This window comes from Paenalcaligenes sp. GW821-LYS-B07-1, assembly GCF_058803365.1.
Genome location: NZ_CM179516.1, coordinates 502498 through 516047, shown reverse-complemented (window position 1 = coordinate 516047; position 13550 = coordinate 502498). Strand labels below are relative to the sequence as shown.

Here is a 13550-nt window from a genome sequence, read left to right as displayed (position 1 = left end):
TTGTCGCTAGGATGACCCAACAACCTTCTATCAGTCGTTGACAGTCAACTGCTGAATACCAGCCACCAGCCAGCCAGCGTTGTCTTCTTTGTACAGGTTCCATACTTCTTCAAAGCGGAACGCTTCTGTACCTTGACCTTCACGCAGCATACCGGAGTAACGAATGCTAGCTAAGTGACCACCTGCTACTTTCTCGATACCCAGCAATTCAGCATTCAGCAATACCACTTCGGTGGAACTGTCATCGCTTTCACGCTGTTGAATTTGTGGCGTGGCTTCGATCAGCAAATCATCGGTCAAGTATTCGCGCAGTGCGTTTACATCACCTTTATCCCACAGAGCTTGGATTTCCACGAAGCGCTGTTTGGAGTTTGCCAAGAAAGAAGTGATATCAAAGTCAGCAGGAATGAACCAGCTAGGATCAACCTCGGTTTGCTCTGGCGCTGCGTAAGTAGCCGCTGCAGGTGCAGCAGAAACTGGCGCGGCAGGTGCTGGCTGAGCAGCACGTGGGTACTGAGGCTGCATACCTGGGTCGTTAGACTGACGGTATTGATTATTCACATTACCGGCACCTTGAGTGGCAGTACGAGTGCCTGCACCACGCAAACGACGGATCAAGAACATCACGCCAAAGACCACAATACCGATCAGGATTGCGCTAGACAGGAATTCCAACATCGCGCCGCCCAGCCCCATGCTGGACAACAATGCTGCAATACCTAGACCAGCAGCGATACCGGCCAGAGGGCCCAAGAAACGGGACATACCCGACTTAGCTGCTGTGCCTGCTGCCGCTGCGCCCGCAGCTGGTGCTGCGCTACGTTGAGCAGTGTTAGCGGCTGCTGGAGGCGTAACAGCTTGACGTTGCTGAGTCACGTTCGAGGACTGACGGCCAAGGCTTTTGCCACCGCCCATGCGGCGTGCTTCTGCATCAAAGGAAACTGCCAGCATACCGGCGGCTGATACCGCGATCAGCATCGTTGCCAGCACACGGGAAAATCGTTGCGAAATCATCTATGACTCCTTGCTCACGACTACATCATGTGTCGTGTGTCTTATGAGGGCTTTGTCAGACACAGCCTGACAAATAGCTTACTAGAAGCTGAACATTAGCATAAAGCTAGCCTTTTGCACCACCATTAATTACAAAAAAATCACCATACTGTGGCAGACCCTGCATTTGAGCTTTTTCTCAGCATCGGGTTTTCCCCCTATTTGGCCCCTTAGCTCACCCTGTCAATACACCACAATCGCCTTTAAACACTGGCGTTGCGGGGCCTATAAATATTTCTTATCACTCAACACCAAAATAAACTGATTGAGCATAAAGCCGAGTCTGCACACAATAGCCTGAACCTATACCTACTATATTGGGGACTTTTGTATGATTTCTGCCCAGCGCACACCAGGTGAACTGTTCATCTGGACGAATGTTGATCCTACTTACGAGGACGACTTCAACCAATGGTATGACCGCGAACATATGGAAGAACGCGCTGCCATCCCAGGCTTTTGCTGGGCCAGACGCTACAAAAACCCACAAAACGAACGCCGCTACCTAGCGCTATACCGCACCGAAGATATCTCGGTATTTCATAGCCCTACTTATCAGCAGGCATTCCAGCACCAAACAGCTTGGTCGCTGAGCAACTTTAGCCGTATGCAAAACAGCCAGCGCCGCGTCATGAAAGTACAGCCCTTGGCTGGCTTTGGTACAGGTGCTGCTATTGCATTGATTACCTTAGGTGATCAAGCTACCGCCGAACAAGTCAGTCATATTGCCAAACAAATCCAAAAACAAATGGATGGCGTTCTGGCACTACGTCTGCTTACCCCAGATACGGAGCTGTCTACCCCTTTACCATCGGAAGACACATCCAACCGTATACTGGAACCCGTGTTGATTATCGACACGACCACCGAACCGGTAGCTGCTGCCGTGTCTCGTTGGATTATTGAGGAGTTCAAGTTGGATGGCACCTGTGCCACCACCTTCTCCTTGCTGTGGGATTTGCGTTCCAGCGATCTACAACCTCGCTAACGTCATATCCTATCCCGTAGCACTTTTTTCACTCGTTGGAGGAGTTACTAAAATGATAAAAAAACTGTTAACCGTGTCTTGTATGTTGGCCTTGGCTGGTACAGCCCAAGCTGCTACCACCTGGACCATGAGCGCCGAACAGCCTGATAACAACTACCTAACTATTAACGTACGTGAGTTTGCTAAAGACGTTGATGAAGCCACCAATGGCTCCTTGAAAATCAACGTGCAGTCCAACAGTATTTTGTTGAAACGCCCAGAAGTAAAACGTGGCGTACAACAAGGCGTGATCCAAATTGGTGAAGCGCTGATGTCCATTAACGGTAACGAAGACGCACTGTATGAAGTTGATAGCGTACCGTTTTTGGCTACCTCCTTTGATGACGCCCAAAGATTGTGGGATCTGGCTAAACCAGCTATCACTGAGCGCTTGGACAAACAAGGCTTGATGCTGTTGTATGCAGCTCCTTGGCCATCACAGGGCTTCTACACTAAGAAAGAAATCAGCTCTTTGGATGATCTAAACGGTTCCCGCTTCCGCTCTTACAGCGCAGCCACCAGCCGTTTGGCCACACTGATGGGTGCTACCCCAACAACTGTGAACTCCCAAGAAGTGCCACAAGCTTTCTCTACCGGTGTGATTGATTCCATGATCACCTCACCTTCCACCGGTGTAGATACTCAAGCATGGGATTACGTGTCTCACTACTACGATGTGCAAGCTTTCATCCCGCTGAACTTCGTTATCGTGAACAAACGCGCTTTCTCTCGCCTGAGCGAAGCCGAGCAAACAGCCTTGTTGGCAGCATCTGAGCGTGCAGAAACACGTGGCTGGCAGATGGGTAGAGAACGTACCGAAGAATTGACCAAAACGCTGAGCAATCACGGTATGACTGTATTGCCTCCACCAGACGCTGTTCGTGCTGATATGCAAAAGATCGGTGCCACCATGGCTGACGAATGGTTAGCTAAAGCAGGCCCTGATGGACAGAAAATCCTTGATGCCTACCGCGGTAACTAAACAGGCTGATTGTTTATGAAATGGCTAGAACACGTGGCCAAAGCATGCGGCGTAGTCGCTGCATGCTTTCTCTGCCTCATTGGAATTTTGGTCACAGCCCAAATCGTTAGTCGCATGATGGGGAAAATGATCCCCAGTTCAGACGAGTTTGCGGCATGGGCCATGGCTTCCTCTATTTTCTTGGCGCTGCCTTACACCATGCTACGCGGTGAACACATTCGCGTAACCCTGATTCTGCAGTTCTTGCCTAAAGGTTTGCACAAACCCTACGAGCTGTTGGCAACACTACTGGCATTGGGTTTCAGCATCTGGATGTCGTACTACGTGATGGAGTTCGTTTACGAATCCTACCAATTTAACGATGTTTCATCAGGCATCGTGACTGTACCTATGTGGATTCCACAATTTGGCATGCCCATAGGCCTCTGTATTTTCACACTCATGCTGTTCCGTCGGCTTGTTTGCTGTCTGCGTAACCAGCCACTGGAGGAGAACTGATCATGGGTGACTTAACTCAAGCCATAATCCTCGTTATATCCCTGCTCTTATTATTGAGCATGGGGGTATGGGTTGCTATCGTTTTGGTAGCGTGCGGCATGATCAGTTTGATGCTGTTCGCCGATAATCCTGCCGGTATTATTTTTGCTACCAAAGCATGGGACTCAGCCGCTAGCTGGTCATTAACGGCCTTACCGCTGTTTATCTGGATGGGCGAAATTCTGTATCGCACTCGTCTTGCTGAAGACATGTTCAAAGGCTTGGGCCCACTACTACAACGCCTGCCCGGCCGCTTGGTACACGTCAATACAGTAGGCTGCGGTATCTTTGCTGCGGTGAGCGGTTCTTCTGCTGCTACAGCTGCCACCATTGGCCGTATTTCACTGCCAGAGCTGAAGTCCCGTGGTTACGATGAAGGCATCAGTATTGGTTCGCTCGCCGGTGCCGGTACATTGGGCCTGCTGATCCCACCTTCTATCGTGATGATTGTGTACGCCGTCGCGGCACAGGTTTCTATCATCAAGCTGTTTATTGCTGGTATTTTGCCCGGCATCATGATGATCTTCCTGTTCTCAGGCTATATCGCGTTATGGTCACTGCGCAATCCTGGTGGTATTCCTAAAGAAGTAGAAGAAATCACCCTGCGCGAAAAACTGTACCGCTTGCGCTTGTTGCTACCTGTAGTGTTACTGATCGCTGGTGTGATCGGTTCTATTTACGCTGGTATTGCAACTGCTACCGAAGCAGCCGTTATTGGTGTGATTGGCTCGCTGATTATTGCTGGTGTAGGTCGTTCGCTGAACTGGAAATCCTTTTCCGCCAGTTTGATGGGTGCAGTACGTACCTCATGCATGATCTCGTTCATCTTGATTGGTGCCAGCTTCCTGACCAGCGCTATGAGCTTTACGGGTATGCCTAGCAACCTAGCATCATGGATTGCTTCGCTGAACCTTAGCCCTTACGCCTTGATTGCCGCGCTAACTGTGTTCTTCATCCTGCTGGGCGCTTTCTTGGATGGTATTTCGCTGATCGTGCTAACCACGTCGGTATTAATGCCTACTGTACTAGCTGCGGGTATTGATCCTATCTGGTTTGGTATTTACCTAATTCTGACCGTAGAAATGGCACAAATTACGCCACCTATTGGTTTTAACCTTTTCGTTATTCAAAACATCACCGGCAAAAACTTGTTTGAACTGGTGAAGATGGCACTACCGTTTTTCTGGATACTGGTCTTGGCCACCGCGCTGGTCACCATTTTCCCGGAAATTGTCATGTGGTTACCTAACGCTATGTAACACCGCTGCCTGCTGTACACGGCAGGCAGCCACCTTAACTTACTAACAATGCTTAGGCCCCTGTTTACAGGGGTCCGGCCCCCCTTACGCTGAATTATTCCTACGACGCTACAACGAAGGACTTGGTATGACACAAGATACAACGCTCCCAACTTCTAAATGGCAATTTTGGGTAGACCGTGGAGGCACCTTTACCGACATCGTGGCCCGCCACCCCGACGGTCATTTGCTTACGCACAAATTGCTTTCTGATAACCCTGCTCAATACCCGGATGCCGCACTGGCAGGTATTCGTCACCTGTTGGGCTTGGCAGTGGATGCCCCTATTCCTAGCGAGCTGATCGAAGCGGTGAAAATGGGTACAACGGTCGCTACCAATGCCCTGTTAGAGCGTAAAGGCGAACCTACTGTACTGTTCATCACACGTGGTTTTAAAGATGCGCTGCGTATTGGTTACCAAGCCCGACCACGTATTTTTGATCGTCAGATCCACTTACCTGAGCTGTTGTACCAACACGTGGTAGAAGTGGACGAGCGTATTCACGCTGACGGTACGGTTGAAAAAGCACTAGATAAAGACGCTGTACGCGCACAACTGCAAGAAGCCTACGATGCTGGTTACCGCGCACTGGCTATTGTACTGATGCACGGCTACCGCTACACCCAACACGAGCAAATCATCGCCGAATTGGCGCGTGAGATGGGTTTTGGTCAGGTATCGGTTTCCCACGAAGTCAGCCCATTGATGAAACTGGTAGGTAGGGGCGATACCACCGTGGTCGATGCTTACCTATCCCCCATTTTGCGTCGTTACGTGAACCGCGTTGCCAGCGAGTTAGATGGCGTACGCCTAATGTTCATGCAGTCCAACGGTGGTTTGACCTCGGCACACTCCTTCCAAGGTAAAGACTCCGTATTGTCAGGCCCTGCTGGCGGTATCGTGGGCATGGCTCGTACAGCCGCCGCTGCCGGTGCATCGCAATTAATCGGCTTTGATATGGGCGGTACGTCTACCGATGTCTCTCACTATGACGGCGAGTTTGAGCGTACCTTTGAAACCATTGTGGCGGGTGTACGTCTGCGTGCTCCAATGATGAACATCCACACCGTTGCGGCGGGGGGTGGTTCTATTGTGCACTTTGATGGCGCTCGTATGCGTGTTGGCCCAGACTCTGCCGGCGCTTTCCCTGGTCCAGCCGCCTACCGTAATGGTGGCCCTCTGACCGTGACGGACTGCAACGTCATGCTAGGCAAAATCCAACCTGAATTTTTCCCTAGCATCTTCGGCCCCAAAGCTGACCAGCCACTGGACCGCGATATCGTTCGCCAGAAGTTCACCGAGTTGGCTGCTGAAATCAAAGCCAGCACGGGTCGTGATCACACACCAGAACAGGTAGCTGAAGGCTTTTTGAACATTGCTGTAGCCAACATGGCCAACGCTGTGAAGAAAATTTCCATCGAGCGTGGTTACGATGTCAGCCGCTACACCTTGGTTTCTTTCGGTGGTGCGGGTGGTCAACATGCGTGCTTGGTGGCCGACTCTTTGGGTATTAGCCGCGTCTTGATTCACCCCTTTGCTGGTGTGTTGTCTGCTTACGGTATGGGCTTGGCTGACATTACCGCCATGCGTGAAATCAGCGTGGAAGCCGAACTGAACACCGCTAATATTCCCCTGTACGAAGAGCAACTGGCACTGTTGGGTGAACAAGCCAGCGCCGAAGTCTTGGCTCAAGGTGTACCGGCACAACGCATCAAAATGCTGCAACGTGCTCACCTGCGCTACGAAGGTACAGACTCTGCTTTGCTGGTGAACTACGGCGACTTAGCAGCGATGCAAGCTGAGTTTGAAGCCAGCTACTTGCAGCGCTACAGCTTCTTGATGCCAGACAAAAAACTCATCGTAGAAGCCGTATCGGTAGAAGCCATTGGTGCAAGCTCCGAGCAAAGCCCTGTGGCTGCCGCAGCCCCTGCTGCCAGTGCGCAAATCGCAAACGCCGCCAGCACCGCAGCGTTGTTCTCGCACGATCAACAGCATCAATGCCCAATTTACCAACGAGCAGACCTGCAACCCGGTTCCCACCTGTTAGGCCCAGCCATCATTTGTGATGCTAGCGGCACGACCATTGTGGAACCCGATTGGCAGTTGGAAATCTTGGGTGGTGGTGAAATCTTGATGACTCGTGCTGTAGCACAACGTCGTGAGAACGCGATTGGTACTGATGTTGATCCAGTGATGCTGGAGATCTTCAACAACCTGTTCATGTCCATTGCTGAGCAAATGGGTGCAACCCTTGCGAACACAGCGTTCTCGGTCAACATCAAAGAACGTCTAGACTTCTCGTGCGCCTTGTTTGATGCCGATGGCAACCTGATTGCTAACGCGCCTCACATGCCGGTGCACTTGGGCTCCATGGGCGAAAGTATCAAAACCGTGATTCGTCGTAACAGTGGCAAAATGCGCCCAGGCGACAGCTACGTACTGAACGACCCGTATAACGGTGGTACTCACCTACCCGATATCACTGTAGTCACTCCTGTGTTTGATACGGCAGGTAAAGACATTCTGTTCTTTGTCGCATCACGTGGTCACCATGCAGACGTGGGCGGTATTACCCCCGGCTCCATGCCGCCAAACAGCCGTACGGTGATTGATGAAGGTGTGTTGATCGACAACTTCAAACTGGTAGAAAACGGTTTGATGCGTGAAGCAGCGTTACGTGACTTGCTGGGTAGTGGCCCACATCCCGCTCGTAACGTAGAACAGAATATTGCTGACTTGCGTGCTCAAATTGCTGCCAACGAAAAAGGCGTGCAAGAACTGCGCCGCATGGTAGGCACCTTTGGTCTGGACGTGGTGCAAGCTTACATGCAGCACGTACAAGATAACGCTGAAGAAGCGGTACGCCGTGTGATCGGTGTGCTGAAAGATGGCCATTTCCGTTATGAAATGGACAGCGGTGCCGTCATTAACGTGAGCGTAGAAGTAGACGCTGCTACTCGTAGTGCTGTAATTGATTTCACTGGCACCTCTGAACAGTTGGAAAACAACTTCAACGCGCCATCGGCCGTGTGTATGGCTGCGGTGTTGTACGTATTCCGCACACTGGTAGATGACGACATCCCGATGAACGCTGGCTGCCTGAAACCTATCACCGTAAAAATCCCACAAGGTTGCATGCTGAACCCGAACCCACCAGCAGCGACAGTGGCCGGTAACGTGGAAACCTCGCAAGTCATTACTGATGCACTATACGGTGCATTGGGCGTAATGTCTGCCGCTCAAGGCACCATGAACAACTTCACTTTTGGGAATAACACGCACCAGTACTACGAGACTATCTCGGGTGGCTCAGGCGCAGGCTTCCGTTATCACCCAGAAACGGGTGAGCGTCAGCTCTTTGATGGTACAGACGTGGTGCAAACCCACATGACTAACTCCAGACTAACTGACCCTGAAGTACTGGAATGGCGCTTCCCAGTGCTGTTAGAAAGCTTCACTATTCGCCCTAATAGCGGCGGTAAAGGTGCAGCATCTGGCGGTAACGGCGGTACTCGTCGCGTACGCTTCCTAGAAAACATGACGGCTTCTATCTTGTCTAACCGTCGCCGTGTAGCGCCGTTTGGTCTGGAAGGTGGTGAGCCAGGTGAAGTAGGTAGAAGCTATGTAATTCGTACGGATGGCAGCCAAGAAGAAATTGGTGCAACGGGATCTGCAGAGATGCAACCTGGTGATGTGTTCGTGATCCAAACCCCAGGTGGTGGCGGTTTCGGCAAAGCGTAATACATTGCGGTAATTAGTTGGTGCAGGGGATGAACGTGTGGTTTTTGTTCATCCCCTTTTTTTATGGGTTGCCCCACATCAACCTACTCGTCACAAGGCTAATTAGCACTCGAAACCTAAGCATTACCCATCACTTTTCATCAATTTCCTAGATGGCACTTATCTTGGCGACTAAAGCATGATGCAGGAAAATACTGTCTCACCCACGTAGCCTGACCACGTTATTACCCTAAGCAACGAGACATCGCTACACCGGGTTTCAATATGATGATGTGGTGCCTTATGCCAAAAGATTTAACTCTTTCAAAAGCCAAAAAAACCGATGCTAAAGCCGCTGTGCGACTAATCGCACTGGCTGATGAAGATGCTGTCATGGCAATTTCAGGCAAACCAACATTGGCTGAAGCGCTTGCCAAATATGAGCAGGACTTCGCTCGTACTGATGTTTATTTTAGCTATCAAAACGTGATTCTGGCGCGTAAGGGCGAGCAAGTGGTTGGGTGTATTCTGTTTTTTAAAGGCACGGATGAGGACCGCTATTCTGCTCTGGACAGTCAGGGCGGCGATTTTCCTAGGGAGTCAGATGACGACGAGATTTATATAGACTCGCTGGCCGTGGATCCTGAGCACCGTGGTGGCGGTATTGCTAAGCAGTTGGTGATTGCAGTAATTGCGGAAGCTGATGCTCAGGGCTTTAGCAAGGTAGGTCTGTTAGCTGATGTGGCTAAACCAAATCTGGGTAAGCTGTATCGTAGTCTAGGGTTCGTTGCGACTAAACGTATGCGCTATTTGAATGACGAGTACGAGAAGCTGGTCTATGACATAACGCACGCAACACTTACTGAAGGGCTGGCAGCTTAACCTTATTAATTGGTATAGGCATCCAGCGGGCCGCTCCACAGTAAACACACCAGCTCTTTCCACGTATTTCTTAATAGAGTGACTCCTTGCTGCATTGGTGAGTGTGTAAGCTACACAAACAACAAAGCCCCGGTCTCCCGAGGCTTCATTGCTGCTCGCTGCTCTGAAATCGCTACGGCTTCACTGCATACAAGAACAACTCTACACGGCGGTTCAACGAACGGCCTTCAGGTGTGTCGTTGCTAGCGATAGGATTATTTGGACCACGGCCTTCGTCCATCATGTGTGAGGGTGGTACGCCTTGGTTAGCCATGTAGCCTGTCACTGCTTGAGCTCGTTCTAGTGACAGAGTTTGATTCAACTGTAAGGAGCCCGTGTTATCGGTGTAGCCAATCGCTTTAGCACGCAATTCTGGGTGCTGAATCAACGCACGAGCTACGCTATCCAAAACGGGCAACAATGCAGGTTTGAGCTGGTACTGCCCAGACTCAAAAGACACGTTGCTAGGAATGTGTACTCGCAAGGTGCCATCTGGCATTTCAGTCACCGCCACACCTAGGTCGCTAGCCCCGGATTTTTCTACATCATTTTTGATGGCTGACCAGTTATAACCTACGATGCCACCAGCGACTGCGCCAATGCCTGCACCGATCAATGCACCTTCTGTGCTATCGCCAATCAATACCCCTAACCCAGCACCAATCGCCGCACCAATTCCAGAACCCATTGCGGTATCGCCGCCTTTACCTTCCATACTTGCACAGCCAGTCATTACTGCTGCTGCGCCTATGCATGCCACTAGCCTGTTGAGTTTTAAAGAGGTTTTCATAAGTATTATTCCTAAAAAAACTACCGGTTTCCGGTATAGAGTACGGACATGCTGTAACGGTATCTAACAGCTATGTATTATCTGGTAAGTTGTACAGCACACACCAGTTGATTCACCAATTTTGACAAATTAGTGAAGTCCGCTCTATTTAGCGCAGGATCTGGCTTAGGAACTCTTTTGTACGTGGGTTATCTGGGTGATCAAAGAAACGATCTGGCGTGTTGACTTCAATAATTTCACCTTGATCCATAAAGATCACGCGATCAGCCACTTTGCGCGCAAAACCCATTTCGTGGGTCACGCACAGCATGGTCATGCCCAACTCGGCCAAACCAGTCATCACGTCCAATACCTCTTTCACCATTTCTGGATCCAGTGCCGAGGTGGGCTCATCAAAGAGCATGATTTTGGGATTCATACACAGCGATCTGGCAATGGCCACGCGCTGCTGCTGACCACCCGATAGTTGCCCTGGGTATTTGTTGGCTTGCTCCAGAATACGTACCCTATCTAAATACTCTAACGCCTTGGTTTCGGCCTCTGCTTTGGGCTGCTTCAACACCCACACTGGGCCTAGTGTGAGGTTTTCTAGCACCGTTAAGTGTGGAAATAAGTTGAAGTGCTGAAACACCATCCCTACTTCTTTGCGTACGGCGTCTATCTGCTTGAGATTGTTAGTGAGCTCCATGTTATCAACGTAGATATGTCCACGTTGGTGCTCTTCCAAACGGTTAATACAGCGAATCAACGTAGACTTACCCGAGCCCGATGGGCCACAAATCACAATACGTTCACCTTTGGCTACTTGCAGAGTAATGTCCCGCAATACATGAAACTCACCGTACCACTTGTGTACGTTTTCCAGACGAATGATGGCTTGCTCTGCCATAAAGAACTCCTTCTCAACCCAAGATCAACATGGGGACTGGACGTTTTGCTTAGGAGCGCTGTCCATAATTCAGACTTTTTTCTAGTGACTGACTATAACGGGAAATGCTGTAGCAGAACACAAAATAAATAGCGGCGATAAACAGATAGGCTTCCGTGCTATACCCTCGCCATGCCGCATCGGCCAAGGCTACTTTAGCGGCTTGTGTTAGGTCGAAAATCCCGATGATGACCACTAGCGAAGTATCTTTGAATAAGGAAATAAAGATACTCACCAAGGGCGGAATGACGATTTTCAACGCTTGCGGCAGCACAATTTTGCGCATGGTTTGCCAGTAGTTCAAACCAATGGATTCCGCCCCCTCGTACTGCCCTTTAGGTACAGCCTGCAAACCACCACGCACAGTTTCAGCAATATACGCCGCAGCAAATAAGATGATGGCAATTTGCGCACGCAATAACTTATCGATGCTGAAGCCTTCTGGTAAGAACAGCGGCAACATCACCGACGACATAAACAATAAGCTGATCAGCGGCACGCCACGAATCAGCTCAATATAGATCACCGACACAGCTTTAACTGCTGGCAAATGAGAGCGTCTGCCCAGCGCCAGCAACACACCTAGCGGGAAAGCGAATGCGATACCGAAGGTAGATAACATCAGCGTTAAAGGCAAACCACCCCATCGACTGTTATCCACATAGCTCAAGCCAAAGATACCGCCCCACATGAGCACACCAAAGCCGGTTAGCCCTATGGTCCAAATCACGGCCATCCAAGCATTCCAGAAACGGCGTATACAGCTCAGCACCAACATGAGTATCAGCACCAACGATGCCAATAAGGGACGCCACTGCTCATCAAAGGGATACACACCAAACAAAATTAAACGGTGTTTTTCTACGATGAATGCCCAACAGGCACCAGTGACTTCTCTACATTCTTGTGCAGACGTTGCCGTGAAATCGGCATTAATTAACCCCCACTCTACTAGAGCAGGAATAGACATCAATAGCAGCCATGCCACCAACACCGTCAATAGGGTATTAAGTGGTGTGGAGAACAGGTTTTGGCGCAACCACCCCAACACGCCTACTTGTTGGCGCGGAGGAGCCAGTACAGGTGATACAGGTTTAGTACTCATGATTAGCGCTCCACCAAGGCTAGACGCCGGTTATACCAGTTCATGAATACAGAAATGGACAAACTCACGGTCAGATAGGCCGCCATAATAATCAAGATACCTTCAATGGCCTGCCCAGTTTGGTTCAAGGTAGTGTTCACCACTGAAACAATGTCTGGATAGCCAATTGCCACCGCCAATGAACTGTTTTTCGTTAAGTTCAGATACTGGCTAGTCATGGGTGGGATGATGACTCGTAACGACTGCGGCAAAATTACTAATCTTAAGGTCAGGCTACGTGGCAAACCTATAGACTCTGCGGCCTCCCACTGGCCTTTGCTCACGGCTTGAATACCAGAACGCACCACCTCGGCAATAAAGGCCGAGGTATACACCACCAAACCCAGCAACAACGCCGCAAACTCAGGGCTTAAGGAAGTACCACCTCTGAAGTTCAGACCGCGCAACTCAGGAAAGCTGAGGTGCAAACCTTCGCCACTTATCCACAGCAGCAATGCAGGCACGATCACAATTAACAACCCACTTACCCGCAACACTGGCGGCATGATACCTGTTTGCTCTTGACGCTTTCTGGCCCAATGCGCAAACAGTACGCTTAAGACAATCGCTATTGCCAACCCGCCTACAATCCAGCTCCACGCATGCCCCTCTAGCGTGGGCACTTGTAGCCCGCGATTAGACATGAACACCCCAGGCAAAGGTACATACGCATCTTTAGGGCGCGGCAAGGACTCAATAATTAAGGCATACCAGAAAAACAGTTGCAGCAACAGCGGTACGTTACGCATAACTTCCACATACACTGCTGCGACTTTCTTCACTAACCAGTTATTGGAAAGCCTCGCAATACCCAGTAGCGTGCCCAAGATAGTGGCAAGCACAATGCCTATCACCGACACTTTCAAGGTATTAATCAAGCCCACAACGATCGCGCGCCCGTACGTATCGGAGGGCTGATAGTCGATGCTCATTTCACCAATACCAAAACCTGCCTCACGATTTAAAAAATCAAAGCCGGTAGAGATATTGCGCACAGCTAAGTTGTGCAAGGTATTGCTGACCAAGTACCACACGCCAAAGGCCAACAAACCAATAATGATGACCTGGTAGATGATCCCTCTTATGAACGGATCATTCCAGGAAAAATGAATTTTAGTAGTGGTATGGTTGTGCTTATGCTTTGCCATA

Annotated in this window: 11 protein-coding genes; 6 read left to right on the top strand and 5 right to left on the bottom strand. The window is 50.2% G+C overall.

Going from position 1 to position 13550, the window contains the following annotated elements; translation table 11 throughout:
- Positions 1–30 precede the first annotated feature (30 nt).
- Positions 31–1014, bottom strand: a complete 984-nt coding sequence (locus AC3QL0_RS02480; protein WP_493009946.1) for a Tim44 domain-containing protein — start codon at positions 1012–1014, stop codon at positions 31–33.
- A 370-nt stretch (positions 1015–1384) separates the two neighbouring features.
- Here AC3QL0_RS02480 and AC3QL0_RS02475 point away from each other — a divergent pair, with 370 nt between their 5' ends.
- The 6 genes from AC3QL0_RS02475 (at position 1385) to AC3QL0_RS02450 (ending at position 9500) form a co-directional block, all read left to right on the top strand.
- Positions 1385–2041, top strand: a complete 657-nt coding sequence (locus AC3QL0_RS02475; protein WP_493009945.1) for a hypothetical protein — start codon at positions 1385–1387, stop codon at positions 2039–2041.
- A gap of 52 nt (positions 2042–2093) precedes the next feature.
- Positions 2094–3062, top strand: coding sequence for a TRAP transporter substrate-binding protein (locus tag AC3QL0_RS02470; RefSeq protein WP_493009944.1), 969 nt, complete (start codon positions 2094–2096; stop codon positions 3060–3062).
- Positions 3063–3077: 15 nt separating this feature from the next.
- Positions 3078–3560, top strand: a complete 483-nt coding sequence (locus AC3QL0_RS02465) for a TRAP transporter small permease (RefSeq protein ID WP_493009943.1) — start codon at positions 3078–3080, stop codon at positions 3558–3560.
- A gap of 2 nt (positions 3561–3562) precedes the next feature.
- Positions 3563–4858, top strand: a complete 1296-nt coding sequence (locus tag AC3QL0_RS02460; protein WP_493009942.1) for a TRAP transporter large permease — start codon at positions 3563–3565, stop codon at positions 4856–4858.
- A gap of 127 nt (positions 4859–4985) precedes the next feature.
- Complete coding sequence (locus AC3QL0_RS02455) at positions 4986–8639, top strand: hydantoinase B/oxoprolinase family protein (RefSeq protein ID WP_493009941.1); 3654 nt, start codon at positions 4986–4988, stop codon at positions 8637–8639.
- Positions 8640–8921: 282 nt separating this feature from the next.
- Positions 8922–9500, top strand: coding sequence for a GNAT family N-acetyltransferase (locus tag AC3QL0_RS02450; protein WP_493009940.1), 579 nt, complete (start codon positions 8922–8924; stop codon positions 9498–9500).
- A 172-nt stretch (positions 9501–9672) separates the two neighbouring features.
- On the opposite strand, the gene AC3QL0_RS02445 is transcribed toward AC3QL0_RS02450, so the two are convergent.
- The 4 genes from AC3QL0_RS02445 to AC3QL0_RS02430 form a co-directional block, all read right to left on the bottom strand.
- Entirely contained in the window at positions 9673–10329 is a 657-nt protein-coding gene (locus AC3QL0_RS02445) for a YiaD family glycine zipper/OmpA-like lipoprotein (protein ID WP_135865052.1), read from the bottom strand.
- Between the two features lie 148 nt (positions 10330–10477).
- Complete coding sequence (locus AC3QL0_RS02440) at positions 10478–11218, bottom strand: amino acid ABC transporter ATP-binding protein (RefSeq protein ID WP_493009939.1); 741 nt, start codon at positions 11216–11218, stop codon at positions 10478–10480.
- Positions 11219–11267: 49 nt separating this feature from the next.
- A complete protein-coding gene (locus AC3QL0_RS02435; protein WP_493009938.1) occupies positions 11268–12362 on the bottom strand; it encodes an amino acid ABC transporter permease in 1095 nt (364 codons plus the stop codon).
- 2 nt (positions 12363–12364) lie between these two features.
- Positions 12365–13549 (bottom strand): amino acid ABC transporter permease, encoded by a 1185-nt coding sequence (locus AC3QL0_RS02430; RefSeq protein WP_493009937.1) that lies wholly within the window; start codon positions 13547–13549, stop codon positions 12365–12367.
- Position 13550: the final 1 nt, after the last annotated feature.

Coding starts and splice junctions, on each gene's coding strand:
- AC3QL0_RS02430 (WP_493009937.1), bottom strand. CDS start 13,549: ATGGCAAAGCATAAGCACAACCATACCACTACTAAAATTCATTTTTCC.
- AC3QL0_RS02440 (WP_493009939.1), bottom strand. CDS start 11,218: ATGGCAGAGCAAGCCATCATTCGTCTGGAAAACGTACACAAGTGGTAC.
- AC3QL0_RS02465 (WP_493009943.1), top strand. CDS start 3,078: ATGAAATGGCTAGAACACGTGGCCAAAGCATGCGGCGTAGTCGCTGCA.
- AC3QL0_RS02435 (WP_493009938.1), bottom strand. CDS start 12,362: ATGAGTACTAAACCTGTATCACCTGTACTGGCTCCTCCGCGCCAACAA.
- AC3QL0_RS02455 (WP_493009941.1), top strand. CDS start 4,986: ATGACACAAGATACAACGCTCCCAACTTCTAAATGGCAATTTTGGGTA.
- AC3QL0_RS02470 (WP_493009944.1), top strand. CDS start 2,094: ATGATAAAAAAACTGTTAACCGTGTCTTGTATGTTGGCCTTGGCTGGT.
- AC3QL0_RS02460 (WP_493009942.1), top strand. CDS start 3,563: ATGGGTGACTTAACTCAAGCCATAATCCTCGTTATATCCCTGCTCTTA.
- AC3QL0_RS02475 (WP_493009945.1), top strand. CDS start 1,385: ATGATTTCTGCCCAGCGCACACCAGGTGAACTGTTCATCTGGACGAAT.
- AC3QL0_RS02450 (WP_493009940.1), top strand. CDS start 8,922: ATGCCAAAAGATTTAACTCTTTCAAAAGCCAAAAAAACCGATGCTAAA.
- AC3QL0_RS02480 (WP_493009946.1), bottom strand. CDS start 1,014: ATGATTTCGCAACGATTTTCCCGTGTGCTGGCAACGATGCTGATCGCG.
- AC3QL0_RS02445 (WP_135865052.1), bottom strand. CDS start 10,329: ATGAAAACCTCTTTAAAACTCAACAGGCTAGTGGCATGCATAGGCGCA.